At 68.7% G+C, this 25,721-nt stretch carries 19 protein-coding genes; 12 read left to right on the top strand and 7 right to left on the bottom strand.

Translation table 11 applies throughout. From position 1 onward, the window contains the following. Positions 1-87 precede the first annotated feature (87 nt). Together PKE84_RS02705 and PKE84_RS02700 are read right to left on the bottom strand one after the other, a co-directional pair. Positions 88-2,196: an acyltransferase family protein gene (locus PKE84_RS02705; protein ID WP_271175649.1), complete on the bottom strand. Its 2,109-nt coding sequence runs from the start codon at positions 2,194-2,196 to the stop codon at positions 88-90. Next, on the bottom strand, positions 2,193-5,405 hold the full coding sequence (locus tag PKE84_RS02700) for a glycosyltransferase (RefSeq protein WP_271175648.1): 3,213 nt from the start codon (positions 5,403-5,405) through the stop codon (positions 2,193-2,195). Before PKE84_RS02700 ends, PKE84_RS02705 begins: the two co-directional genes overlap by 4 nt. A 101-nt stretch (positions 5,406-5,506) precedes the next feature. On the opposite strand from PKE84_RS02700, the gene PKE84_RS02695 reads away from it, so the two are divergent. Genes PKE84_RS02695 through PKE84_RS02680 form a run of 4 tightly spaced genes read left to right on the top strand, consistent with a single transcriptional unit; the run spans position 5,507 to position 9,791 of the window. Continuing rightward, entirely contained in the window at positions 5,507-6,997 is a 1,491-nt protein-coding gene (locus PKE84_RS02695) for a glycosyltransferase family 2 protein (protein ID WP_271175647.1), read from the top strand. Positions 6,998-7,007: 10 nt separating this feature from the next. Continuing rightward, on the top strand, positions 7,008-7,634 hold the full coding sequence (locus PKE84_RS02690; RefSeq protein WP_271175646.1) for an LbetaH domain-containing protein: 627 nt from the start codon (positions 7,008-7,010) through the stop codon (positions 7,632-7,634). Beyond that, positions 7,624-8,742, top strand: coding sequence for a DegT/DnrJ/EryC1/StrS family aminotransferase (locus PKE84_RS02685; RefSeq protein WP_271175645.1), 1,119 nt, complete (start codon positions 7,624-7,626; stop codon positions 8,740-8,742). The genes PKE84_RS02690 and PKE84_RS02685 overlap by 11 nt, the downstream gene beginning before the upstream one ends. Further along, complete coding sequence (locus PKE84_RS02680; protein WP_271175644.1) at positions 8,736-9,791, top strand: glycosyltransferase family 2 protein; 1,056 nt, start codon at positions 8,736-8,738, stop codon at positions 9,789-9,791. Before PKE84_RS02685 ends, PKE84_RS02680 begins: the two co-directional genes overlap by 7 nt. Here the strand turns inward: PKE84_RS02680 and PKE84_RS02675 are convergent. Further along, positions 9,788-11,179: a glycosyltransferase family 2 protein gene (locus PKE84_RS02675; protein ID WP_271175643.1), complete on the bottom strand. Its 1,392-nt coding sequence runs from the start codon at positions 11,177-11,179 to the stop codon at positions 9,788-9,790. The genes PKE84_RS02680 and PKE84_RS02675 overlap by 4 nt on opposite strands. After that, positions 11,176-12,612, bottom strand: a complete 1,437-nt coding sequence (locus tag PKE84_RS02670) for a glycosyltransferase family 4 protein (RefSeq protein ID WP_271175642.1) — start codon at positions 12,610-12,612, stop codon at positions 11,176-11,178. Before PKE84_RS02670 ends, PKE84_RS02675 begins: the two co-directional genes overlap by 4 nt. 33 nt (positions 12,613-12,645) lie before the next feature. Here PKE84_RS02670 and PKE84_RS02665 point away from each other — a divergent pair, with 33 nt between their 5' ends. Both PKE84_RS02665 and PKE84_RS02660 read left to right on the top strand, forming a co-directional pair. Next, positions 12,646-13,467 carry an ABC transporter permease gene (locus PKE84_RS02665; RefSeq protein ID WP_271175641.1) on the top strand — a complete coding sequence of 274 codons (822 nt, stop codon included), beginning with the start codon at positions 12,646-12,648 and terminating at the stop codon, positions 13,465-13,467. Continuing rightward, positions 13,464-14,204 (top strand): ABC transporter ATP-binding protein, encoded by a 741-nt coding sequence (locus PKE84_RS02660; protein WP_271175640.1) that lies wholly within the window; start codon positions 13,464-13,466, stop codon positions 14,202-14,204. The genes PKE84_RS02665 and PKE84_RS02660 overlap by 4 nt, the downstream gene beginning before the upstream one ends. On the opposite strand, the gene PKE84_RS02655 is transcribed toward PKE84_RS02660, so the two are convergent. Both PKE84_RS02655 and PKE84_RS02650 read right to left on the bottom strand, forming a co-directional pair. Further along, a complete protein-coding gene (locus tag PKE84_RS02655; protein ID WP_271175639.1) occupies positions 14,192-15,526 on the bottom strand; it encodes a rhamnosyltransferase WsaF family glycosyltransferase in 1,335 nt (444 codons plus the stop codon). The two genes, PKE84_RS02660 and PKE84_RS02655, sit on opposite strands and share 13 nt — an antisense overlap. Beyond that, positions 15,523-16,695 (bottom strand): glycosyltransferase family 4 protein, encoded by a 1,173-nt coding sequence (locus PKE84_RS02650; protein ID WP_271175638.1) that lies wholly within the window; start codon positions 16,693-16,695, stop codon positions 15,523-15,525. The genes PKE84_RS02655 and PKE84_RS02650 overlap by 4 nt, the downstream gene beginning before the upstream one ends. A gap of 220 nt (positions 16,696-16,915) precedes the next feature. Here PKE84_RS02650 and PKE84_RS02645 point away from each other — a divergent pair, with 220 nt between their 5' ends. The 4 genes from PKE84_RS02645 to PKE84_RS02630 all read left to right on the top strand — a co-directional run bounded on the left by PKE84_RS02645 (position 16,916) and on the right by PKE84_RS02630 (position 23,301). Continuing rightward, the gene (locus tag PKE84_RS02645) at positions 16,916-17,995 is read left to right on the top strand and encodes a Glu/Leu/Phe/Val dehydrogenase family protein (RefSeq protein WP_271175637.1); all 1,080 of its coding nucleotides are present in this window, start codon (positions 16,916-16,918) and stop codon (positions 17,993-17,995) included. 25 nt (positions 17,996-18,020) lie between these two features. Then, the gene (gene ddaH / locus PKE84_RS02640) at positions 18,021-19,244 is read left to right on the top strand and encodes a dimethylargininase (RefSeq protein ID WP_271175636.1); all 1,224 of its coding nucleotides are present in this window, start codon (positions 18,021-18,023) and stop codon (positions 19,242-19,244) included. A 392-nt stretch (positions 19,245-19,636) separates the two neighbouring features. Then, positions 19,637-21,490, top strand: coding sequence for an ABC transporter ATP-binding protein (locus PKE84_RS02635; RefSeq protein WP_271175635.1), 1,854 nt, complete (start codon positions 19,637-19,639; stop codon positions 21,488-21,490). Further along, positions 21,487-23,301, top strand: coding sequence for an ABC transporter ATP-binding protein (locus PKE84_RS02630; RefSeq protein WP_271175634.1), 1,815 nt, complete (start codon positions 21,487-21,489; stop codon positions 23,299-23,301). The genes PKE84_RS02635 and PKE84_RS02630 overlap by 4 nt, the downstream gene beginning before the upstream one ends. Positions 23,302-23,421: 120 nt before the next feature. Here PKE84_RS02630 and PKE84_RS02625 read toward each other — a convergent pair whose 3' ends face one another. Then, complete coding sequence (locus tag PKE84_RS02625; protein ID WP_271175633.1) at positions 23,422-24,498, bottom strand: type III PLP-dependent enzyme domain-containing protein; 1,077 nt, start codon at positions 24,496-24,498, stop codon at positions 23,422-23,424. 186 nt (positions 24,499-24,684) lie between these two features. On the opposite strand from PKE84_RS02625, the gene PKE84_RS02620 reads away from it, so the two are divergent. After that, positions 24,685-25,032 (top strand): response regulator, encoded by a 348-nt coding sequence (locus tag PKE84_RS02620; RefSeq protein WP_271175632.1) that lies wholly within the window; start codon positions 24,685-24,687, stop codon positions 25,030-25,032. A 49-nt stretch (positions 25,033-25,081) separates the two neighbouring features. Beyond that, positions 25,082-25,720 (top strand): response regulator transcription factor, encoded by a 639-nt coding sequence (locus PKE84_RS02615; protein WP_271175631.1) that lies wholly within the window; start codon positions 25,082-25,084, stop codon positions 25,718-25,720. Position 25,721 lies beyond the last annotated feature (1 nt).

The following is a 25,721-nucleotide window of genomic DNA, read 5'->3' as shown; positions in this document are numbered from 1 at the left end:
GAGCCACGTGCTCGGAGCCACGCGCTCGGAGCCGCGCGCTCGATCAGCGCCGCGAGTCGCCCTCGACCGGAAGCCGGCCGCCTGTTCTCAGGCGGCCGGCTTCTCTTTCAGGCCGGTCTTCGCGAGGATCGCTTCGCGCAGCATCGGGGCGAGCGTGCGTGTGTAGCTCGACGTGAGGTGGGTCGCGTCCCGGTAGACGATGACGTCGCCGATCACGGGCGGGCAGACCGCGTTCTGGCAGAAGTACGGCGTGAGGTCGACCAAGGAGGCCCCGGGAACTCTTTGGACCGCCTGCGGCTGACCGTCGAAGTAGTTCAGCGCCTGCTTCTCGCCTCGGGCGCACTTGGTCCCGGCGTCACGCTTGTTCCGGTCGATGCAGTCCAGATAGCCGTCGATCGGTCGAGGGTTGTCCTTGATGGCGACGATTCGCGTTCCGCGGTCAGCCACGGGCTTCCAGGCATCGACGAAGCCGTCGACGATGGTGGACCGGAGGGATCGGCCAGGCGCTGCAGCGATGAGGCTCGTGGCCGAATAGCTCGTGATCACCAGGTCGTACGGCTTCGACGCGGCCAGTCGGGCGTTGAGCGACCTCTTCCACTCCTCGCAGTTCTTCGCCCAGTCGGGCGATTCGACCTGTGTCGCGCCGGTCCAGACGCACCCCGTCTTTCCATAGACATCGACGCGCCAGCGTTCTGTGGCGGCGAGTTGCTCTACGGCGGCGAGGTACTGATTGCTGTGAGAGTCGCCGACCAGCGCGACGGAGAGCGCGGCATTCGCCCGGGGACCGTACGAGCACACCTTCACGCTCGAGTCACCGTTCTTGCTCCAGCACGCGGGTGTATTCACGTCATCCGTGAGTGCGCCGTCGACGCCGGGAACGAGTGCGGCGGGAAGCGTGTCGGCACGGCAATCGGCGTCGGCGAGGAAGCCGGCACCCATGCACGCCGTTCCGCTCGCCAGCGCAGAGCGGCCAGCAGCAGCCTCCGCATCGATCCGCGATCGAATCGCGGTGGCACCGGTGAGCGTCGTCACCAGCACGACGACCATCGCGCCGGCGGTGAGAAGGAGTGTCACTCGTGGCGCTCGCCGGACGAGGAAGGGCGCAACGCGGGCCGGGTCCTCGATGTAACGCTTGGTCAGAGCAGCAAGCACGAACGCGAGCACTCCGATGAGCAGATGGCCGAACGGACCCACATCGCCGAGGAGGGAGAGCGCGAAGATCGCCAGGGGCCAATGCCAGAGATACAGGCTGTATGAGATGTCGCCGGTGTATTGCACCGGGCGCAACCCCATCACCAAGCGAGGGGACCACGGCCGTCGTGGATCGCCTGCCGCAATCACGGCGAGGGTGCCGGCGACGGGAAGCAGAGCCGTGAAGCCGGGGAAAGGTGTCGCTCCCGTGTAGAGGAGGAAGGTCGCGGCGATCGCGGCGAGCCCGAGCCACGACAGCAGAGCGCGTGCACCGTCGAACCTCTCTGTGCGCCGCAGGAAGAGGCCCAGGATACCTCCTGCGGCGAACTCCCACGCGCGCGTCGTCGTCGCGAAGTAGGCCGGGCCGGGATTCGATGTGGTGAGTACGACGCTCGTGATGAACGATCCGACGAAGACGACCGAGAGCAGGGCGGCGACGATGACGAGCCGACGCCGGCTCGGCAGCTTGGACGCGATCCACCATCCGAGCACGAGGAGCAGCGGCCAGACCAGGTAGAACTGTTCCTCGACGGAAAGCGACCAGAAATGCTGAACGGGGCTCGCGATGTTCGCGCTCTGCGCGAGATAGTCGACCGAGTCGGACGCGAGGAGCCAGTTCTCGACGTACGCCGCGGAGGCGCCGATCTCCTGAAGCACCTGGGACCAGTTGCGTTCGGGCAGCACGGCGAACGTCAGAACACCGGTGACCAGGAGCACCAGGAACGCGGCCGGCAGCAGTCGCCGAGCCCGGCGGGCGTAGAACGCGCCGAACCGGATACGGCCGGTGGCGTCGAGCTCACGGAGGAGGTGCGTCGTGATCAGGAATCCCGAGATGACGAAGAAGACGTCCACTCCGGCGTATCCGCCCCGCAGCACGCCGGGGAACAGATGGTAGAGGACGACGCCGCCGACCGCGATCGTCCGCAGGGCCTGGATCTCCGGGAAGGTTCGTTTCGAACGCGGGGTCGCGGGCGAGATCGCCCCGGCCTCGACCACCCGCGTCACGAGATCGCTGCGCGCAGTTCGCGCTCGGCGTCGGCGTCCAGCTCGAAGACGATGTCCGCACCGTCGGCATCGGGCTCGGGAAGTCGGATGATCACATCTCCGAAGCGCACGAATTGACGATCGATGTCGTCGCCTGAGGCGATCACGATGTTCCGGATGCCCGGCTGGATGTCCGGCTCGCCGTCGAAGGCGAAGTGCACCACGACGTCGTCGAGCACGCGGGAGCGGCGATACCGCGTCGACGCCGTGTCCACGATGACGTGCGCGTCGCTCGCCTGCACGGCTGCGACGACGGCATCCACCACGAGGCCGCGGACGGGCGTGCGTCCGTCTTTGAGGGACAGGTAGGGACGACGGACCGCCACGCGGAGCCGCTGCGCCCGGTCACCGGTGAGTCGGATCGTCGTGGGCTCCGTGCCGTGCGTGAGACCGATCTCGCCCGGTTTCCTGCCGCGGGGCGCGAAGGAGACGGTGGCCAGACCGAGCTCGTCGTACCGCCAGGCGTCCGACGGGGGCATTGATCCGGCCCAGCGCTGCCAGTAGCGCGCGCGGTTCGGGACCGTGCGGGCGCCACGGCCCTCGCTGACGCTCTCGTAGTGGACGACCCGGGAGTCGGTGACAACACGGAACGTGCCGTCCAGCTCCTCGCGCAGGCGGAGGCAGAGATCGACGTCCTCCATGCCGTTCGCGAAGAGCTCGTCGAAGCCCTGCACCTGGGCGAAGTCGCGTGCCCGCAGAGCGAGGCAGGCGGCCGTGACGGCGGAGAAGCCGTCGAGGGTCCCGGGGTCGAGTGCGAGTGCGTCCTCGATCGGGTGATCGGTCAGGAAGTGCCTGGGTAGAACGGTCGGGCCGTCGAACACCGTTCCGGCGGTCTGGATGGTGCCGTGGGCGTAGATCAGGAGCGACTGGGTACCGACTGTCGCCGGGTCCTCCAACGGCGCGACGAGCGCGTCCAACCAGCCGTCCGTGACCTCGGTGTCGTTGTTGAGCAGGACGATGCGCGATCCACGCGAGTGGACGAACGCCAGGTTGCAGCCGCCGGCGAAGTTCAGGTTGATGGGGGAGACGATGATCGTGACGCGCGGGTCGTCGTCGTAGAGCGCGCGGAGGATCCGGCGCACCTGCGGCTTCGATCCGTTGTCGACGAGCACCAGCTCGAACTCGACATCGGTCTGCGCTGCGAGCACAGCGTCGATCGCGACGATGGTGCGGCGCCAGTCGTTGTAGGTGAGCATCAGGATCGACACCACGTCGTCGGAGCGCTGCGCACTGGCGGCGAGCTGCTCGTTCCAGTGGATCCCGGTGACCGCCGAGCTGGGCTGCCGCGACAGCTCGGACGCCTCGAAGCGTCCGACACGGTCGTACAGCTTGCGCGGATCGGTGAAGGCGGAGCCGTCGACGGGCGGGGCCAGGAGGACGTCCGGGGCGACGGTGGTGGAGGGGACGAGCTCGGTGGACGACTCGTGCATCGGCTTCGTCCACACGCGCCCGAGATCCGTGCCGCCGTGGCCGGCGACGTAACGCACGACGATCGGAGCGGGTTTTCCGGAGATCGCTCCCGCCCACTCCGGTTCGAACAGCGCCGAGGGTGCGAGGCCGGCGGCCACACCCGTCGAGAGGAAGTGACGGGCCGCGTCGAGATCGGTCGCGAACCGCTTGCCGGCCTGGATGCCGTAGAAGACCTTGTCGACCAGCCCGCGCCGTACCAGCGCGACGGCCACAGCCTGGTCCTTCGCCACGGTGCGGATGCCACGCTTCTGCTTGGCTGCGCCGGCGCCGACCGCGCGGGTCACGTCGATGGGACCCCGGCTCGCGGACGGAGCGCGCTTCGTCTCGGACGGCCGTGCCGACACCACGGAGTCGACACCGCGTCTGGCACGCTTCGCGAGGTTCCGCGCGCGGCGCGCGGGTCCGACGACCCGAGCGCCGAGGCGGTACTCCGCGGTCTGGGTTCGGTTGTCGATGCTGCGCCGCACCCAGTCGAGGGCGCGACCAGCCTCGCCCATGGTCGCGGCGACGAGCCGCGGGGTCGGTGCCGCACCGCGTCTCGTCGCGCCCAGCTCCTGCAGGCGGGCCACCAGGGCGTCCAGGGTGCGATCGCCGCTGGTGAACGCGACCGCACGCTCTCGTGCGTTGGCGCCGTGCCGGGCGATCAGGTCGCGATCGTGCGCGTACGCCGCGAGAGCGACGGCCATGTCGTCGGCGTTGCCGGGGGTGACCAGGTAGCCGGAGCGACCGGAATCGATCAGCTCGACCGTGCCTCCCGAGCGCGCGCCGACCACCGGCTTGCCGAGCAGCATGTATTCGAGGGTGACACGTCCGAAGGCCTCCATGACCGAGGGGGTGACACCGATGTGGGCTCGTTGGATGATCTCCTGCACGGCGTCGGTCGGGGGGAGGATCGTCACCCGGTCGCCGACGCCCAGGCGGTCGGCGAGAGCGCGCAGCTCGTCGCGATATCCGGCGGGGGAGTCGGCGCCGACCAGGGTGAGCTCGGCGTCGACGCCGCCCTGCGCGAGACGGGCGACCGCGGCGACGGCGGTCGCCTGGCCCTTGGAGACGGAGAGCGTGCCGACGCAGACGATCGAGAGGGTCGGTGCGTGAGGATCCGGCTGCTCGTCGGCGGCCGCCGTGTCGAGGAGTGCCACGGGCGGGTAGGAGATCGCGGCGTCGGTTCCGGGGGCGAACGACTCGATGTGGTCGCGGACCGCTTCGGAGTTGGCGACCACCAGATCGGAGAGGGACGCGATGTCGCGCCACGTCGATTCGACCCCGAATTCGAATTGCAGGCCGTGATCGAGGTCGCCGAACTCGCGCACGAGCCAGGCGTGGGGGAGCCCTGCCATGGATGCGGCGACGGCGGCCCAGGGGTTGACGATCGAGTTCGTCACGACGAGGTCGGTCTTCTCGCGCTGGATCAGTTCGACGAGGCGCTCGACGGCGCGCGCGTTCTGCCGCTGGTAGCGCAGGATCCGCTCTCCGTCGTCGGGGACCTTGCGCAGCACCCAGGGGAAGGACGGGATGCCTTTGACGGCGAAACCGCGCGCGGTCAGCGCCGGCGCGAGGAGCCCGTCGGTCGCGGGGACGACGAAAGTGAACTCGACCGAGGGGTCGAGTTCACGCCAGCGGGAGGCGATCGCAATGACCGATTTTTCAGCGCCGCCGAGTGTTTCGTAAGCGGGGCTATGACAGAGGACGAGAACACGCACGGAACGACATTAGCCGGACTTTGCCGTTCAGGTAGGCTGAGGGGTCGTTCGGCGCCGACACGGTGCCTCGAACAGGTCGTGTCGGCCAGGAGGATCAGTCTGTGAGTTCAACCCCCGGTGTCACCGTCGTCGTACCGATCTACGGCGATCTCGAATCATTGCTCGAGTGCGTTCGATCGCTGAAGTCCACCGTCGACTTCTCGCGCCACCACGTGCTGCTCGTCAACGACGTCGGTCCCGATGCCGACGTCATCGAGGAGGCGATGCTCCGCGAGATCGAGGGGCTCGACGGCTTCGAGTACCACCGCAATCCGCACAACCTCGGTTTCGTCGGCACGTGCAATCGCGCGGCACTGGAGCTCGATCAGAGCGACAGGGACATCCTCCTTCTCAACAGCGACACCGTGGCGACCGACGGCTTCGTGGACGCCATGGAGGCCGTGCTCTACGCCGATGAACGTCACGGCGTCGTCACGGCGCGCAGCAACAGCGCGACGATCGCGAGCATCCCCTACCGCCTCGCCGATCCGGCGTCGGCGCGCACCTTCGAACGCACGCAGGCCGTCTACGACACCATCACGCCATTCCTGCCCGCCTCGACGGTCGTCCCCGTCGCCATGGGGTTCTGCTTTCTCACGCGACGCGAGCTGATCCGCAAGTACGGACTGTTCGCGCAGGAGTTCGCTCCGGGATACGGCGAAGAGAACGACTACTGCCTGCGCATCAACAAGGCGGGCTACCTGTCGGTGATGGCGAACACCGCGCTCGTCTTCCACGAGGGTTCCAAGAGCTTCGTCAGCGTCGGGCGCAACGAGATCCGCGACGCGCACGAGAAGCTGCTCGACAGCAAGTACCCGTACTACCGCCGCGCGGTTCGCTACTACAACTACTTCGGAGTGCGAGCGGCGGAGTGGTTCGCCGACGTCATCGTGCCGCGCGACGGCCGGCCGAAGGCCGAGATCGAATTGCGTGGGCTCAGCGATGCCCTGCCGCAGGCCGGTCAGCGATTCGAGGCGCTCGCGCGTATCCGCACGCAACTGCTCGAGCCGCTCCTGGAGCGCTTCGACGTGCAGATCGTCGCCGATCCGGATGACGCGGTCGCGCTCGGAGTCGACCCGTCGCGCGCCAGGATCGTGAACGCCACCCCCGACCCCGTGGAGATCTTCGACGTGGGCGTCGTGATCGCCGACGGCGTGCACGGGCAGCGACTGGTGGAGGCGAACCGGCGGCACCTTCGTACCGTCGGCGTCTCGGTCCTCGATCCGGCTCCGATCGCCTGGAGCCGGGAGGTCGGCGCCGGCGAGAGCCGGGTCGCTGCCGACGAGCTCCACGCGTTCGCCGACTGGTGGATCGAGCTCGGAGGGGGCCGCCGCGATCTGTCCCGCGAGCGTCCGTCGCTCAGCGGAGCGGTGCCGGAGCTGCTCCCCGGTCCGGGCTCCGACGGCGGTGCCGTCGTGGACGAGATCGAGTCGGTCGTGCGAGCCGGTGCACCCGACCTCGCGGCGTTCCTCGAGCGTCTGGAGCGCCGCTGGGCGCATTTCACCGCCGTCGAGCTGTACCTCGACCGGCAGCGCCGAACGGCCTCTCAGTAGGATCGTGACCATGCCAACCACGATCGGCATCCTCGGAGCAGGAGGCCAGGCGAGCGAGCTCGCCGCCTACGTCGGTGCCGAGTCGGTGTCGTTCTACGCCGTCGACGCACAGCATCTCTCCGCGGCCGGCCGCACGATCGATGTCACCGCCCCCAGCGACGAGCAGAGGGGCTGCGAGGTGATCGCCGCCGTCGGCGCCCCCGCCGTGCGCCGGGAGCTCGTCTCACGGTGGCCGGGCGATCGCTTCGGCGCCTACGTCTCTCCGGCCGCCTACGTCGGCCCGACGGTCGGCATCGGCGACGGCTCGATCGTTTCTCCCGGAGCCGTGCTCACGGCATCAGTCCTGGTCGGGCACCACGTGATCGTCAACGTCGGTGCCAGCATCTCCCACGACGTCGTCGTCGGCGACTTCGCGACCATCGGGCCCGGAGCGCGCATCGGCGGGCACTGCCGCCTCGGAGCCGGGGTGGTCATCGGTATCGGCGCCGTCGTCAAGAACGACGTGGCGATCGCCGACGGAGTCATCGTCGGAGCGGGAGCGGTCGTCGTGGCGGACGTCGAGGAGCCGAACGCTGTCGTGATCGGAAATCCCGCCCGAACGCTGCGCATCGCCGAAGGGTGGGCCCGTGAGCTCTAGTCATCCGCTCATCCGTCCGGAGTTCCCGCCGACCGAGCACGTCGCGGCCGACTACGCCGCCATCACGGCCAGTGGCCGGTTCAGCAATTTCGGTCCCTTCGAGCAGCGGTTCCGTGCGGGCATCGGGCGAAGGCTCGGCGTCGATGGAGTGGCGACGTACTCGAGCGCGACCACGGGGCTGATCGCGGCCATCGGCACGCTGATGGGGCGCGGCGACGGCAACCGGCGTGTCATCCTGCCTTCGTTCACCTTCGCCGCCGCCGTTCAGGCGATCGAACTCCTGGACTTCGTGCCGGTCTTCGTCGACATCGAGCCGGGTTCGCTCGGCGTCGATCCCGAACGCGCGCGCGAAGCGATCGCCGACGGCCCCGTCGCCGGCCTCCTGTTCGCGAATCCGTTCGGCATCGGTTCACCGTTGGTGTCCGAGTGGGAACGGCTGGCGTCGGAGGCGGCGCTCCCGCTCGTGATCGACTCGGCCGCCGGCTTCGGGTCGGAGTACCCGGACGGCACCCCGATCGGCGGACGCGGAGACGCCGAGGTCTTCTCGTTCCACGCCACGAAGCCGCTCGCCGTCGGTGAGGGCGGAGCGGTGACCAGCCGCGACGCCGACATCGGAGAGCGGTTGCGATCGGCGAGCAACTTCGGGTTCGACGGGGGGCGCGAGTCGGTGCGGATGGGCTTCAACGGCAAGCTCTCGGAGTTCGCCGCGGCACTGGGTGTCCGCCAGCTCGAACGAATCGATCGCATCGTCGAGGCTCGGCGCGAGGTGCTCGGCTGGTACCGGGCGCGGCTCGGTGCGCACAGCCTCCCCTCCAACGTCGAGCGTTCCAGCCTCGCGTTCCTGCCGGTCGTGCTCGCTGCCGGCGCCCCTCGCGACGAACTGGTCGGAGCGCTCGCCGGTATCGGGGTCGAGGCCCGCACCTACTACGCGCCGTCGCTGCATCGGCACCCTCGATTCGCCGACGTGCCCCGTGGGCCGCTCGAGGTCACCGAGGACGTCGAGCAGCGCATCCTGTCACTGCCCGTGCACTCCGGGATCGACGAGGGCACCGTCGAGGAGATCGCCAGGGTGCTGGGCGGCGCGACCGGTATTGTCGATCCGTGGTGAATGAAACGAACTCCGCCGGCTCCGACGGGCGCCGGACCCGTCTCCGCGACCAGGTCGCGCAGATCATCGACGAGCAGCGCGAGCTGCGAGCCCAGATCCAGGCGCTGACCGACCTGGTCCAGTCGACGGTCGTGGGGGAGCTGCGCGTCGTCGATCGGCATCTCGACGAGGGCGTGCGTGACCTCGCGGCGCGCTCGGCGACGTTCGAGACGGCGACCGGGGAAGCACTGACCGCGCTGTCTTCGACGACCGCTGCGCTGGACGAGGCCGCGGCGAAGGCGACGCTGCTCGCGAAGTCGGCGAGGGACGCGACGCCGGCCGCCGCCGAACGACTGGCCGCCGCCCGCGCGGCATCCGGCTACGACAAGCCGTGGACAACCAAGGACCCGTTGGTCAGTGTGCGCATCGCGACCTACCAGCGGACGCACGAGCTCATGACGATCTCGCTCCCGTCGGTGCTCGCGCAGACGCACGGCAACCTCGAGATCGTGATCGTGAACGACGGGCCGAATCCCGAGACGGCCGAGGCGATCCGCGAGCTCGGCGACCCGCGTGTGACCTACGTCGAGTTCCCGCACCGCTCGATCTATCCGGAGCGGCGCGCTCACCGGTGGTTCGTCGCCGGCTCGCCGGGGATGAACGAGGGCATCCGGAGGTCGACGGGGCTGTGGGTCGCGCCATTGGACGAAGACGACGTGTTCGAGCCCGACCACATCGAACGTCTGCTCGCCGTCGCGAAGGATTCGCGCGCAGAGGTCGCCTACGGCGCTCTGACACAGCGGAATCTCGTCGACGGGTCCGAGGCCCACATCTTCAGTTACCCGCCGGAGCGCGGCGGCTTCAGCTTCCAGGGCGCCCTCGTGCACCGGAGCCTGCGGTTCTTCGAGTACGACCAGGAGAGCTGGCTGGTCGATGAGCCGGGCGACTGGAACCTCGCGCGCCGGATGCTCGCGGCCGGAGTGCGGTTCGCCGGTGTCGACGAGGTCGTCGGCGCGCTCAACTGGACGCCGTACACGCACAAGTCGACCGACGAGGCGGACGCCGGCTAGCCCGTGCGGCCCAGGATCTGTCGCACCACGGCCTTCGACCACCCGACCGGTCGCGGTGCGATGCGCTCGGCGCGGCGCAGAGCGCGACGCATCAGAGGCTCGCGCGGGCTCCCGGCGTCGGCCAGGTAGTCCGGGCGGCTCGTCTCGAGCGCCCAGCGACGGCGGAGCGCCTCGAGGTCGACATCGCACCGGCTGAGCAGGACGACCGCGGCCTCGTCGGGCGCCTCGTCGAAACGCGCCGTGAGGTGCTCGACAGCCGTGGTCCCGACGGCGGCCCAGCGCAGGCACGTTCGATTGAGCAGGGCCCTGCGACGCGCATCCGGTTCGGTGCCGGGGAGGAGAGCCAGGTCCCAGACCCCGGAGACGTGATCGTCCCGGCGCCAGGCGAGGGACGGATGCGCACGCGCCAGCCCGCGGAGCATGGCGGCCGGGGCGACCGCTGTCACGCGCACCGGGCCCGACCAGCGCCCCGCAGCGCGAAGCAGTGCGGTCTCGTCGGCGGTGGCGTGCCCATGACCGTCGCCCACGACGGGGATGAGCACCCGGGCCACCTCGTCGCCGGGAACGAGGGCGTCGGCGAAGACGTCGACGGGGTCGCGATCGATGTAGATGTAGCGCTGCACCGCCTCGGTGTACTCGGGATAGCGCGACACGATGATCTTCTCGTGCGCCGACCGCAGTGCTTCGCGGCGGGCGCCCTGGAAACTGCGCCCGCCCAGGTGATAGACGACGGCGCCGTGCGCGATCATCGACCGGTACCCGTGGCGTCCGATGCGCAGGCAGAAGTCGTTCTCCTCGCCGTAGCCCGGTGCGAAGGTCTCGTCGAAGAGACCGAAACGGCGGATCAGCTCCCGCTTGATGAGGATGCAGAACCCCATGGCGACCGGCGAGTACGTGTGCGAGGGCAGGAGCGGGGCGAGCGCGGCGTGCACGGCGGCCGTCCGTTCCATGGGCCGCCCGACGGAGGGATCGCGCAAGGCGAACGGAAGGCTGGCCACCGTCGCGTTGTTGCTGCGCGGGCACACGGCGCCGTTCTCGTCTGACGAGTGGAGCACCGTCGAGAGCACCTCGACGAAGCCCGGCGTGGTCAGGGTGTCGCTGTTGAGGAGCAGGATGTCGTTGTCGGTGTCGTCCAGTTCGAGGACGGCGCGGTTGCAGTTGCCGACGAACCCGAGATTGGACGGGTTGCGTTCGTAGCGGAAGGCCGGTTGACCGTCGATCTGCCGGCGGAGTGCCGTCTCGATCGCGTCGGCCTCCGGGCCGCTGTCGTTGACGAGGAGCACCCGGTGGACTGACTGATCGACGTTCGCTATCAGGGACGACACGCACGTGGTCAACGACTCGAGGTCGCCGTACACCGGCACGACGATGGTGACCGGGTGCGTCACCGCGATCGCCTCCGTCGCAGGGCGGAGACCGGCCGCGCGATGACCGCCCTGAGGCGTCCGGGGAGCCGCGTGCGGATGAAGGCGAGTGTGATGCGCCGTCCCCTCCCGGCCGAGGCGAAGTAGGTCGGCGGCAGCGAGAACCAGTAGCGGGCGACGTTGGGAAGGCGCGCGGGCTCCGCCGTCGCCGTCTCGACGAGCCGGGCGATGGCGGCCTGATTGCTGTACTCGTGCGAGACGAGCTCGACGGCCCGGGCCCGGCCCGCCTCTCCGTGCGCGACGATCAGCTCGCGGTCCCTGGCGTACAGCTCCAGCCGGTCGGCGAGCTCGGCCGTGTCGTCCGGCTCGAAGAGGTAACCGGTCACTCCGGGCTCGACGAGCTCGGCGCTTCCGCCTCCGCGCGAGGCGATCGCAGGCTTGCCGGTCGCCATGTATTCGAGCGTCGTGCGACCGAATGCTTCGATGCCGGACGGCGTCACGCAGACGTCGGCCGCTGCGATGAACGGGAACGGCTCCGCCTGCTCGCCGGCGATGACGACACGGTCGGCCACTCCGAGGCGAGCCGCGCGCTCGAGCAGCTGAACGTCGTAGTCGGGCCGCTCCTGGCCGCCGACGAGGCACACGCTGGCCCGGACACCCCTGGCGGCCAGAGCCCCGATGGCGTCGATGACCCTCCACTGGCCCTTCGAGTCCGCGAGACGGCCCACGACCGTGATGGCGAGCCCCGGATCGGCGCCGAACGGGGCGACGGCCGGCGCCGCTGCGGCCCGTCGGGTGACCTCGTCGACGTCGACCCGCGGGTAGACCACATCGATCGCCGACTCGTCGATGTACTGGCCGACATGCGCCCGCAGAGCGAGGGAGTTGGTGAAGACGGCCTGGGAGAGCATCCCGATGTCTTCGAACGTCTCCCGGCGACCGTTCTGGAAGGTGAGTCCGTGGTCGAGGTCTCCGTACTCGCGGATGAACCAGGCGTGCGGGATCCCGAGCGTCGCGGCTGCGAAGGCGCCCCACGGGGCGACCAGCGTGTTGGTGACGACGAGATCGGGTCGGCGGTTCTCCATCATCCCGATGATCTCGAGGGTCGAGCGGTAGTCGTCGTTCGCGAAGTAGGTGATCTCGCTGACGGGCGGGTTCGGAGCGGGGATCGTCCAGCCGCGGTAGAGGAACGACCGGTACTTCCAGCCGCGCTCCTCGATGGCGGCGACGAATTTGCCGTGCGGCGCCTTGGTGATGAAGACTGCTTCGAAGTCGGGGTCGGTCGCGTACCAGTCTTCGACCAGTGCGATCATCGACCGCTCGGCGCCACCCAGATTGACGGGCGCAGTGGAATGATTCACGAAGTAGACGAGCACAGTCTTCGATCCTACGGTCCCCGTCGCGGCGTTGAAGGCGAACTCACGGCTGGCGTCTCCTAGAATTGGCAGGTTGTCCACGGCCGATCATTGGGCCGACCACAGAAAGTGCTGATGATTACCTACATCAAAGAGCTGTATGGGACGCGCGAGCTGCTCGCGAACCTCACCATGCGCGATGTCAAAGGCAAGTATCGCCGCACGATCCTCGGCCAGCTCTGGTCGCTCATCAACCCGCTGGCGACGATGCTCGTCTACACGCTCGTGTTCTCATTGCTGTTCAAAGCGAACCCGCCTCCCGGAAATCCGAGCGGCATCGACGCCTATCCGATCTGGCTGATGTGTGGTCTGCTGCCCTGGAACTTCTTCAATCAGGTCGTGCATGGTTCGATGTCGTCCATCACCGGCGGAGCGAACCTCATCAAGAAGGTCTACTTCCCGCGGATGAACCTTCCCTTCGCGGTCGTCGGATCGACGGGCTTCACCTGGCTCAACGAGATGGGACTCCTTCTCGTGATCATCCTGCTGTTCGGCGGGTGGCCGCTCTTCTGGATCCCCGCGATCCTGGTGCTGATGGCTCTTCTCGCCATCTTCTCCGTCGGCATCGGAATGATGCTGGCCATCCTGAACGTGCACTTCCGCGACACGGAGCACTTCGTCTCCATCGCCCTGCGACTGATGATGTACCTCACGCCGATCCTGTACCCCATCTCGGTCGTCGAGGCCCTTGCCCGGTCGCACGGCGCGTGGATCCTCCACCTGTACGAGCTCAACCCCATCGAGCACTTCATCACCGCCTTCCGCAACCTGATGTACGACAACCGCTGGCCGGAGCTGTCGGATTCGCTCTGGTGCGTGTTCTCGGCGCTCATCGTCTTCGCGCTGGGCTTCGTGATCTTCATGCGGAACGAGAAGAGATTGGCCATGCTGCTGTGACCCGTGCTGCTGTCGTCGTCGACGACATCTCGCTCAAGTTCCGCATGTACCAGGAACGGAACAATTCGCTCAAGACGGCGCTGATGCGCGGTCGCCGGAGCATCCACGAAGACTTCTGGGCCCTCAACGGCGTCTCGTTCGAGGTGCCGGAGGGGTCGACATTCGGACTCGTCGGCCGCAACGGTGCCGGCAAGTCGACGTTGCTGAAGTGCCTGGCGAAGATCTACTTCCCCGACTCGGGCTCGATCAAGGTCAGAGGCAGGATGGCCTCCATGCTCGAACTCGGCTCGGGTTTCCACCCGGAGCTCAGCGGGCGCGAGAACATCTTCTTGAACGCATCCATCCTGGGGCTCTCGCGAAAAGAGGTCGCGAAGCGCTTCGATGAGATCGTCGAGTTCTCTGGAGTTCAGAAGTTCATCGACCAGCCGGTGAAGACGTACTCATCCGGTATGTACGTGCGCCTGGGCTTCTCCGTGGCGATCAACGTCAATCCCGACATCCTGGTGGTGGACGAGATCCTCGCCGTCGGCGACGCTGCGTTCCGGAAGAAGAGCATGCAGAAGTTCGTCGATCTGAAGAACTCCGGCCGCACCGTGATCATGGTCTCGCACTCGGCTGCCAACATCCGTGAGATGTGCGACAGCGTCGCGTGGATCGACCAGGGCCGCGTGGTGCGGATCGGCGACGCGGCGTCGGTGATGGACGAGTACGAGGCAGCGGTCGATCAGGCGCCGTGACCGGTGCTGAGCCGCTCGGCGACGGTGTCGACCACGTCGTCCCAGTCGGCGCCTAGCGCGCCTTCAGCGACCGGGAGGTACGGCAGCGGATCGCGTCCCGCTCTTTCGCGGACGGCGCTCGTGATGGCCGCGGACAGGTCGCGCGTCGTCGGTTCGACGGCGGCGATGCGGGGATGCAGTCCGGCGCGCACTCCGTCGAAGTCGTTGGTGACGGCGAGGGCGCCGGAGATGGCGGCGTCGAACGGCGGGTGGCTCGGATGCGGACTCAGCTGCAGCGAGAGAGCGACGTCGACCGTGCTGAGAAAACTGAAGTAGTCGTTCCAGGCGATCCGGCCGCGGCTGGTGAGGCGGGCGCCGTGACCCAGATCGATCGTGTCGTGCTGCTCACCCGCGGAGACGAATTCGACCTTCGGATCCGATGCCCCGAGTTCGAGAGCGGTCGCCCGCAGAGCCGAGAGCCCGAGGGCGAAGAGGTTGCGGTGCTTGGATCGCCGGCCGTAGTACAGCACGCGGACGCGGGGGTGCGCCTTCCTCGCCGCGGCCGCCTCCTCCAGTTTCGCGGCCTCGAAGCGCGGGGCGAACACGAGCTCCCGGGGGAGCTCCAGCTGCTCGGCGCGTTGCAGGTACGTCCACAGCGGCAGGGAGTTGACCACGGGCAGGAATCCCGCGTGGTACGTCGAGCGGGCGAGCACCGACTCGGTGGACCAGGCGCTGAATCCGGGTTCGTAGTCCTGGATCAGGTAGGCGACCCGCCGGCGATCGATCACTCCGGTGTCGCAGGCGACCTGGATCGCGTGCGCCGTCTTCGAATGCGATGCGAGCCAGATGTCGTCCGACCCGTAGGTGCGCGAGCGGATCCCCTCCCGCATCACGACGTCGACCGAGCTCAGGCCGAGCGTCTCGGCGAGGTACGAGGCGACTGCGCGCTCGGAGTTGCCGGGCGTCGTCGCGTCCAGCATGACGACCCGCAGCCGCAGCCCGAGCTTCGTCGCCAGTTCGGCGGCGGCGGTGAGGGCGGTGTGGATGCCGGCGAAAACCTTCGACGGCTCCACTTCGCCGACCACGAGGTTGAGCCGGCCGGGCTCGCCCGAGGCGACCCGGATGCCGGTGAGGGCGAGGCTTCCGCTGGAGAGTCGCGCGAACGGGAAGGCCGCCGCCGGCGCGGCCGCGACGTCCCCGTCGATCAGGGCTTCGGTGCGACGATCGAACGCGCCCGTCTGAATGGCCGCTCGCATCTGTCCGCGCTGATTCTCATTGGTGAGAAAGGCGATGTTCGCCCGGACGAGATCGCCGAGGATTCCGGGAATCCGTGCGAACTTCACGATTCCTCGAAGCCGGCTACGGCCGCCGCCGCGTCGGAAGGCGTCTTCTCGTACGCGCGCAGATGGGCCAGGGCCGTCGCGGCCCAGTCGAACTTGGTCGCCCTCACGATCGCGCGCGCCGACATGTCGGTTCGCATCGCATCGTCGTCGAGGACGTTCAGCATCGCCTCCCGCAGCGATGCCGCATCCGGCTCCGTGTAGAGCACCGCGTCGCCGCCGACCTCGGGGATGGCGAGGTGACGGGTGGTGATGACGGTGGCCCCGCACGACATGGCCTCGACGACCGGCAGCCCGAATCCCTCGCCGAAGCTCGGGTAGACGACTGCGACGGCGCCGCCGAGGAGCGCGGCCAGGTGGTCCACCGGTACGTAGCCGAGCGATGAGACGCCGGAGTTCGCCCCCATCGCGTCGAGCCGGGAGATGGCTTCGACGTCCCAGCCCCGAGCGCCGGCGATCAGCAGCCGGGGCGCGCTCTCGCCGAGCTCGGAACGGATCGCGGCATACGCATCGAGAAGCGAGCCGACGTTCTTCCTCGGCTCGATCGTTCCGAGGAAGGCGAACCAGTCGTGCGTGTCGTCGAGGCCGTGATCGGCCCGGAAATCGTCGAGCTGATCCGGTGTCGGAGGGTGGAAGCGCGAGCTGTTCACGCCGAGGTGCGCGACGGACACCACGCCGTGGGGCGCGCCCAGGTAGCGGCTCAGCTCGCTCGCGGTCGCGGCGCTCGGGGTGACGATGGCATCGGCGCTGCGCCAGGCACGCCGGATCCAGCCGCGGAAGTACAGCCGCTTGAGGCTGGTGTGGACCAGCGGGTGACTGAAGAACGTGGCGTCGTGCAGCGTGACGACGCGGCGGCGGGCCCAGAGCAGCGGGTAGCTGTAGTGCGGCGAATGGATGACGTCGATCCGATGGCGCACGGCGCGCAGGGGGAGCACGAACTGCTCCCACAGCATCCGCAACGGCCGTGCTCGCAGGGCCGGGGAGGTCTTCAGGATGTGCGCCCAGGGCACGACGGCCGCGACGGTCGGTGCGTCATCCGGCTGGCAGGCGACGAAGAGGTCGATCGACTCGGGAGGGAACCCCTCGAGGACGCCGTAGATGTAGCGGGCGACCCCGCCGTGATTGGCGGGCATCGCTGTGGCGTCGATGAGCACGCGCTGCCGACGGGACACAGCCTCCCCTTCAGTTTTTTTAGTGGACCCCCTGTCAAAACGTACATGCAGAGGTGCAGAAATGCCATTCGCGCAACCCCCGTGAACCCCGTTCGGGAGGGGGCGGCACGGGGCCGAACGGGGGTCGGCGCCCGGTTCCCATGTAATGCCAGTAATGGCAAAATGGTCGGGGCCCAACAGGCCCTCCGTACTACTGTCACGATCCCACAAGGAGACACCGATGTCTGTCATGCCCGTCGATCTGGTCGCAACGACCGGAGTGAATCTGCCGCACGAGACCCTGCACGTCGTCAAGGGGAGGCGGAGCGGGCTGACGATCAGCATCGCCGTGCACTCGACGGTGCTCGGGCCGGCTCTCGGCGGCTGCCGGGTGTGGACGTACGACAGCTGGGCGGAGGCGGTGAACGACTCGCTGCGTCTGGCCGAGGGGATGACCCTCAAGAACGCGGCCGCCGGACTCCAGCGCGGCGGGGGCAAGTCGGTGGTCTACGTTCCGCGCGGCACGGTGCTCACCGCCGAGGAGCGGCACGACGCGATGCTCGACCTGGGAGACGCGGTCGAGAGCCTCGGCGGCGCGTACATGACCGCGGAAGACGTCGGCACCTCCGCCGAGGACATGGCGCTGGTCGCCACGCGCACGTTGCACGTCTGCGGCCTCCCCTCGTCGGCCGGCGGGGTCGGCGAGCCGAGCGACGCCACGGCCGCCGGCGTGTATGCGGGGCTGCTCTCGACGCTCGAGCGGGTGTTCGGCAGCCGCGCGGTCGCCGGACGCCGGGTGACGGTGCTCGGTCTCGGCCACGTGGGCTCGATCATCGCGATGCGCCTCGCGCATGAAGGAGCGGTGCTGACGGTGACCGACGTGAACCCCGCCAAGCGCACTCTCGCCGAAGCGCTCGGCGCCCGCTGGGTCGAGCCGGAGGAGGCTCACGCCGTCGAAGGCGACCTGTTCGTGCCCGCCGGGGTCGGCGGCGTGCTCACCGACCGGGTGATCGACGAGCTGCGCGTCGCAGCCGTGGTCGGCCCGGCGAACAACCAGCTCGCGCACCGGTCGGGCGCAGCGCGGCTCGCCGCCCGCGGCATCCTGTGGGCGCCCGACTTCGTCGTGAACGCCGGAGGCGTGATCTTCCTGTCGATGATGAGCGAGGAGAACCCCTCGGCGGATGCCACGGCGGCGCGCGTCGAGCAGATCGGCGACACGGTCTCGGAGATCTTCGCCGTCGCGCAGGAGCGGGGGATCACCACGCTGGAGGCGGCGGAAGAGGTCGCTCTGGAGCGCCTGCACGCACCAGCGAACGCATAGAAACGCTCCGCTAGGGTTGGTTCCCATGACCACTTCGTGGGGCCGCCGGCTCATCGCTTCTGTTCTGACTGCCTTCGTCGTCGCCCTCATCGTGCATGTCGCGATGATCGTCGTCTTCACGATCGGCAATCTGGCGAGCACGACGGCGCCCTCGTTCGCCCTCCACCAGGCGGTCAGCAACTACTTCTCGCTCGCGAGCGTCTTCTCGCTGCTGCTCCTCTTCGTCGCCGGGATCCTGGGCGCATTCGACCGGTGGTGGACGGCGCTCATCGCCGGCATCGTGGTCGGCGTGCTGGCCCCCGTGGCCAGCACGCTGATCTCGGCGACGTCGGGCGGCTCGCCGTTCGGCGGCGCGCTGCTCGGCGCCGTCTTCGGCACGCTGCTCGGCGTCAACATGCTCTACGCGGTGGCCATCGCCGTTCTCACACCGACGTTCGGCCGGTGGCTGTTCCGCGTCGTCGAGGGCACGCGCAACCGCTTCGCCGCCGACCGCACCATCGCACTGGTGCGCATCCCGGCGTCCAACCTCGCCGACGGTCTCACCACGCACATCGAGCGCGAGCAGATCGACGCCGAGCTGGCCGACGCCCAGTGGGATGCGTACGTCGCCGCCCTCTCGGAGGCCGGCTGGCAGACCGTCGAGGTCGCCAGCGCCGACACGCTCGCGGACTCGGTCTTCGTCGAGGACACGGCCGTCGTCTTCGGCGACACCGCTGTCATCACCCTGCCGGGAGCGGCGAGCCGCCGCCCGGAGACGGCGGGCACCGAGGCGGCACTGCGGTCGCAGGGCCTGCGCATCGAGCGCATCGAGGAGCCGGGCACGCTCGACGGAGGCGATGTGCTGAAGGTCGGCACGACGGTCTACGTCGGCCGCGGCGGCCGCACGAACGCGGAGGGCATCCGCCAGCTGCGCACGCTCGTCGCACCGCTCGGCTACACGGTCATCGCCGTGCCGGTCACCAAGGCGCTGCACCTCAAGACCGCGGTCACGGCCCTGCCGGACGGAACGGTCATCGGTTACGAACCGCTCGTCGACGACTCCTCGATCTTCGACCGCTTCCTGCCCGTCCCGGAGGCCCACGGCACCGCTGTCGTCGTGCTCGCCCCCGACACCGTGCTGATGTCGTCCTCCGCTCCGCAGTCCGCCGCGCTGATCGAAGACCTCGGCTACCGCGTGATCCAGGTCGACATCTCGGAGTTCGAGAAGCTCGAGGGATGCGTCACCTGCCTCTCGATCCGCATCCGCTGAGGCCGGCCCGAGCTTCTTCGAACCCGTTCTGAGATCTCTCTTGCGCCCAGCTTGCTTTCAGGCATAGTCTGTAGGGCTGCCTCGGCGGCACTTACGTGAACGCATCGGGCTAGGGAGGACGCCATGACAACGACAGAGAACACACGAACCATCAGCGGGTTCGGACTCGTCGCCGTCGCCGTGCCGGCGTCCCCGGAGCAAGCCCCCGCCTGGTAGGTCCCAGGCAGGACGCAGTTCCCGGCTGATCGTCGCCGGCACGTCGCGCGGACCATCGGCGGTCCGCGGAGTCCACCACCCGGTGGAACGGCTCTTTTTGGCGACCTCTCAGCACGCTCTCAATCGGGGTCACGAGCGACCCCACGAAGCAATCACTACAAGAAAACGGATACAACATGTCTGTCGCTGAAACTCCTCAGCACCCGCCTCACACTGAAACGAAACAACCGCAGAAGAAGGCCGGCACAGTGCGCACACTGCTGCGCATCCTTCCCTTCGCCAAGTCCGCCGCGCCCCGCATCCTGCTGGGCATGGTCGCCGCACTCCTGGCGAGCCTGGTCGCGCTGAGCATCCCGCAGGTGCTCCGCTGGCTGGTCGACGGCCCGCTGTCGACCGGCGATTCGGCCGCCGTCTGGCCGGCCGCGCTGCTGGTCGTCGGCCTCGGTGCCGCCGAGGCCGTGTTCATCTCGCTCCGCCGCTGGTTCGTGCTCACCCCGGGCACCCACGTCGAGGCCAAGATGCGCAACGGCCTCTACGAGCAGCTGCAGGACCTGCCTGTCGCCTTCCACGACCGCTGGCCGAGCGGCCAGCTGCTCTCGCGCGCCGTCAGCGACCTCAACCTGATCCGCCGCTGGATCTCGTTCGGCATCGTGCTGCTGGTCGTGAACGTCGTGACGATCGTCGTCGGCTTCGGCATCCTGATCGCCTGGAACTGGCTGCTCGGCACGATCTTCTTGGTGTGCTCGATCCCGCTGTGGATCTACGGGTTCATCTTCGAGGGCAAGTACTCGCTGATCGCCCGCCGCAGCCAGGACCAGGCCGGTGACCTGGCGACCGCCGTCGAGGAGTCGGTGCACGGCATCCGGGTGCTCAAGGCGTTCGGCCGCGGCAAGCACGCGCTCAAGAACTTCGAGTCGCAGGCGGAGGAGCTGCGCGGCACGGAGATCGAGAAGGCGAAGGCGATCGCGGGCATCTGGCTCTGGCTGCTGCTCGTCCCCGACGTCGCGTTCGGCATCTGCCTCGTCGTCGGCGTCTGGCTGGCCTCGCTCGGAGAGCTCTCGGTCGGCGAGCTGGTCGCGTTCTTCGCGACGGCCACCGTGCTGCGCTTCCCGGTCGAGTCGATCGGCTTCCTGCTGTCGATGACCTTCGACACGCGCACGGCCGCCGACCGGTTCTTCGAGGTCATGGACGAGGTCAACACGATCACGGATCCCGAGCACCCGAAGAAGATCGAGCAGCCGCGCGGCGAGCTGGTCTTCGACGACGTGCACTACCGGTACCAGGATTCGCCCGAGCGCTTCCCCGACCTGCTGAACGGCATCACGCTGACCGTGAAGCCGGGAGAGACGATGGCGCTGGTCGGTCTCACGGGATGCGGCAAGTCGACGCTCACCGCCCTCACCACCCGGCTGTACGACGTGACCGGGGGCGCGGTGAAGGTCGACGGCGTCGACGTGCGCGACCTGACCAGGTACGACCTGCGCAAGAGCATCGCGATGGCGTTCGAGGACGCCACGCTGTTCTCGGCGTCGGTGCGTGAGAACGTGCTGCTCGGCCGCGACGACCTCGACATCTCGTCGGACGAGGCGCAGGCCGTGCTCACCGAGGCGCTCGAGATCGCTCAGGCCGGCTTCGTCTACGACCTGCCGGACGGCGTCGACACGAAGGTGGGTGAAGAGGGACTCAGCCTGTCGGGCGGTCAGCGTCAGCGTCTGGCGCTCGCCCGCGCTGTCGCTGCGAACCCCTCGATCCTCGTGCTCGACGACCCCCTGTCGGCGCTGGACGTCGACACCGAGGCGCTGGTCGAGGCGGCCCTCCGCCGCGTGCTCGCCGCGACGACGGCACTGGTGGTCGCCCACCGTCCGTCGACCGTGATGCTCGCCGACCGGGTGGCGCTGCTGGAAGACGGCCGCATCACCGCCGTCGGCACGCACCACGACCTGCTCGCCACCAGCGAGCACTACCGTTTCGTCATCTCCAGCCTGGAGGACGAAGAGAATGAAGAGCTCCTTCAGGAGGTGAACCTGTGAGTACCGCAACCGTGATCGGAGTCGAGGGCGAAGAACGCAACGACTTCACGAAACAAGAGAGCCGTCAGATCCGGCAGCGTTCGCTGCGTCTGCTCGGTTCGCTGCTGCAGCCGCTGCGCACGCGACTCATCCTGACGATGGTGGTCGTCGTGATCAGCACGGCCGGCCAGGTCGCCGGTCCGGCGATCATCGCGTTCGGGATCGACAACGGCCTGCCGGCGCTGATGAAGCAGGACTGGATGCCGCTGGCGCTCGCCGGTGCCGCCTACCTGTTCACCGGCATCATCGGTGCCGTGCTCATCGCGTGGTACACGGTGCTCAGTGCGCGGATCAGCCAGGCCATCCTGATCGATCTGCGCAAGCGGGTGTTCCTGCACACCCAGAAGCTCAGCCTCGAGTTCCACGAGTCGTACACGTCTGGCCGCATCATCTCGCGCCAGACGAGCGACCTGGACTCGATCCGCGAGCTGCTGGACTCGGGCATCAACCAGCTCGTGCAGGGCTTCCTGTACATGCTGTTCATCGCGATCATGCTGTTCTCGCTCGACTGGGTGAGCGGCGTCGTTCTGTTCTGCTCGCTGGTTCCGCTGTACTTCCTGACGCGCTGGTTCCAGAAGCGCTCGCAGGTGCTGTTCCGCATCTCGCGGGTGGCGTCGGCGAAGCTCATCGTGCAGTTCGTCGAGACGATGACGGGCATCCGCGCCGTCAAGGCGTTCCGCAAGGAGAAGCGCAACGAGAAGGAGTTCGGCGGTCTGGTCGAGGACTACCGCGACGTGAACGCGAAGGTCATCCAGCTGTTCGGGATCTTCGATCCCGGGCTGGTGATGATCGGCAACCTCACCGTCGGCGTCGTGCTGCTGATCGGCGGGTTCCGGGTGGCCGACGGGCAGATCCAGATCGGTGTGCTGCTGGCCGTGCTGCTCTACACGCGCCGGTTCTTCGACCCGATGGAGGAGATGGCGATGTTCTACAACTCCTACCAGTCGGCCGCGGCGGCGCTCGAGAAGATCTCGGGCGTTCTGGAGGAGGAGCCGACGGTTCCCGATCCCGTGAAGCCGGTGGACCTGTGGGACTCGACGGGGCACGTGCACTTCGACGACGTCACGTTCGCGTACAAGAAGGACCGCGTGATCCTGCCGAACTTCAGTCTCGACATCCCGTCGGGGCAGACGGTCGCTCTCGTCGGCTCGACGGGTGCGGGCAAGTCCACGCTCGCCAAGCTGATCTCCCGGTTCTACGACCCGAGCGACGGGGCGGTGCTGCTCGACGGCGTGGATCTGCGCGATCTGCACCCGAAGGACCTGCGCCGCGCGATCGTCATGGTCACGCAGGAGGCCTACCTGTTCAGCGGGTCGGTCGCCGACAACATCGCACTGGGCAAGCCGGATGCGACGCGTGACGAGATCGTGGCCGCCGCCGGCGCGGTGGGCGCCGACGAGTTCATCCGGAGTCTGCCGAACGGCTACGACACCGACGTGAACAAGCGCGGTGGACGCGTCTCGGCGGGTCAGCGTCAGCTGATCTCGTTCGCACGCGCCTTCCTCGCCGACCCGGCGGTGCTCATCCTGGACGAGGCGACCAGTTCGCTCGACATCCCGAGCGAGCGCCTGGTTCAGGAGGCGCTGCAGACGCTGCTCTCCGACCGCACCGCGGTGATCATCGCGCACCGTCTCTCGACGGTCGCGATCGCCGACCGGGTGCTGGTGATGGAGCACGGAGCCATCGTGGAGGACGGCACGCCGAGCGACCTGATCGCCGGCACCGGCCGCTTCTCGCAGCTTCACGCGGCCTGGCGCGACTCACTGGTCTAGCGAGGGCGACGGCGAGGCCGAAGGCGAGGGCCGGACACGCGAAATCGGCGGGGGACACGAGGGAAGCCTCCTCGTGTTCCCCGCCGCCACGGCTCTCGATGGGCTGAGGGGTTGGGTTGATCAGCCAGCCGATGACCGGGGTCGTGCACCGCGGGCTCCGCTGCGCAGGACGCGATGCCTGCTCACGCTGGAGCTGCGGAAGAAGGGGAAGCGCGCCGGCGAGCCGTCCGCGTCGTCGGCGCCGATGACGACGACCTCCGCGCCGTCGTCGATGCAGTCGCTCGCGACGAGCGGGTCGACGTCGCGCTCGACCGTTCCGCCGATCACGGTGATGCACTCCGTGGTGACGGCGCGACTGGCCGAGGCGGTGACCGCGACGTGCGAGGTCGCCGGGGCGATGAGCGCCCGGATGGCGCGGGCCAGTTCACCCCGTTCGCCCGGCCGGCGCGCCGCGCGCCCGGGGAAGGCGTCGCCCAGATCGAGCAGGTCGAACCGGATGCCGGTGGTCGTCTCGATGTCGGCCATCAGCGCCGCGCAGCGGGCGATCTGGGCGACGTAGTCACCGGTGAGGGCATCATCGGGCACGCTGAGCGAGAATCCGGCGATCCGCACGCCCAGGCTGGCCGAGTAGCGCACCAGGCGGAGGGCGTCTTCGGCACGAACGCCACGCGGGAGGGCGTGGGCGCCGCGCGGCGTCCCCTCCGGGCGGAGCCGTACGAGCAGGCGCAGATCGTCGGGGTAGCCGACGAACTTCTCGATGTCGGTCGGGCCGTCGACGACGAAACGGCGGACGCCCGCGTTGTAGGCGGCGAGCACCTCGTGCGGATGGGTCGCCGGCGTGGCGTGGAGCACGCGGGTCTGGTCGGCGCGCGCCGCGGTGAGCGCGGCGAGTGCGCTGTCGTGCGCCACCTCGAAGTAGCCGCCGTCGGCCGCGATCGCCTCGATCAGGGCCGGATGCGCGAGCGCGCTGACGTCGTAGTGCACGTCGACCGTGGGGAAGGCCTCCCGCAATGCGCGGTACTGACGCACCGCCCTCGCGATGTCGAGGATCACGAGCGGCAGGCCGTGCCGTGACACGAGGTCGGCCAGGTCGGGATCGACCGGTGCGAGCGAGGCGAGGACCATGTCCACCTCCGCGGTGCGAGACGCCGTCTCGGGTACGGCGCTCGTCGGTGCGGATCGGGTTGCGGTGAACATGGGCCTTTCTCCTCGCTGTCCCAGATCAGGGGATGCCGCCGTCGGGCCGGCCGGCATCCTCGGGTTCTGATCGGTGTGATCTCATGGTGGTCCCGTGCCGGAAACCCCGCATCCGGGGGGCCACCATACTTCGGTGCGTGGTAGCACGGATGACGCGGGGACCTGTTCCGGGCCATGATTATCGGCATGTGCCTCCGTGTTGTGATCGTCGACGACCACGCACGATTCCGCGCCCAGGCGACCGAACTCCTCAAGCTCGAACGGTTCACCGTCGTCGGCGACGCCGACACGGGCCGCGGGGGGATCGAGCTGAGCCGGCGCCTCGCACCCGACGTCGTGCTCCTCGACGTCGGCCTTCCCGACGCCAACGGCTTCGACCTGGTGAACGACGTGCACGCCACCGGCGCCGCGGTCGTGCTCACCTCCAGCCGGGCATCCGCGGACTACGGCCGCCGCATCCTGGAGAGCGGGGCGGAGGGCTTCATCGCCAAGGCGGAACTGAGCGGCGAGGCGATACGCAGCCTGCTAAGGTGAGCGCGTGGGAGCGGGCTCAGGGCACGGATCTCGCGCACTGAGAGTCGCCGTGGCCGACGACGCGGTGCTGTTGCGCGAGGGGATCGGCCAAATCCTGCGCGCCGGTGGAGTCGAGGTCGTCTCCTCCGTCGACACGGCTGAGGAGCTGCTCCAGGTGGTAGCGGGGGATCCCGCCATCGACGCGGTCGTGCTCGACATCAAGATGCCGCCGACCCACACGGACGAAGGGCTGCGCGCACTCGAGGAGCTGCGCGCATCCGGTTCATCGGTGGGGGTGCTGCTGCTGTCGATGTACACGACCGCGGCATATGCCATCCGGGCCATGAGCGCCGGCAGCGGAACGGGCTACCTGCTCAAAGACCGGGTCGCGGATGCCGGGACGCTGGTGAACGCGGTGCGCAGCGTCGCGGCCGGCGGCTCCGTGGTGGACCCGGAGGTGGTCGCGCTGCTCGTCAGCGGGCGCACGGCCGCGGCCTCGCTCGACGCCCTCTCGGCGCGCGAGCGCGACGTGATGCGGCTGATGGCGGAGGGCAAATCGAACGCGGGCATCGCGGCGGACCTGCACTTGAGCCTGCGCACGGTCGAGTCGCACATCGGGCACATCATGTCGAAGCTCGACGTCGAAGACACCTCCGAGGGTCATCGGCGCGTGCTGGCGGTTCTGCGGTTCCTCGGCCGGGACAGCTGAG

The sequence above is a fragment of the Leifsonia poae genome (assembly GCF_027921845.1).
Taxonomy (GTDB): domain Bacteria; phylum Actinomycetota; class Actinomycetes; order Actinomycetales; family Microbacteriaceae; genus Leifsonia; species Leifsonia poae.
Note: the sequence above shows the minus strand (reverse complement) of the source record. Positions and strands in the feature narration are given on the sequence as shown.

Excerpts from the sequence above, each read along its gene's own strand:
- PKE84_RS02665 (WP_271175641.1), top strand. The coding sequence starts at position 12,646 with ATGATTACCTACATCAAAGAGCTGTATGGGACGCGCGAGCTGCTCGCG.
- ddaH (WP_271175636.1), top strand. The coding sequence starts at position 18,021 with ATGACCACTTCGTGGGGCCGCCGGCTCATCGCTTCTGTTCTGACTGCC.
- PKE84_RS02690 (WP_271175646.1), top strand. The coding sequence starts at position 7,008 with ATGCCAACCACGATCGGCATCCTCGGAGCAGGAGGCCAGGCGAGCGAG.
- PKE84_RS02635 (WP_271175635.1), top strand. The coding sequence starts at position 19,637 with ATGTCTGTCGCTGAAACTCCTCAGCACCCGCCTCACACTGAAACGAAA.
- PKE84_RS02620 (WP_271175632.1), top strand. The coding sequence starts at position 24,685 with ATGTGCCTCCGTGTTGTGATCGTCGACGACCACGCACGATTCCGCGCC.
- PKE84_RS02625 (WP_271175633.1), bottom strand. The coding sequence starts at position 24,498 with ATGTTCACCGCAACCCGATCCGCACCGACGAGCGCCGTACCCGAGACG.
- PKE84_RS02645 (WP_271175637.1), top strand. The coding sequence starts at position 16,916 with ATGTCTGTCATGCCCGTCGATCTGGTCGCAACGACCGGAGTGAATCTG.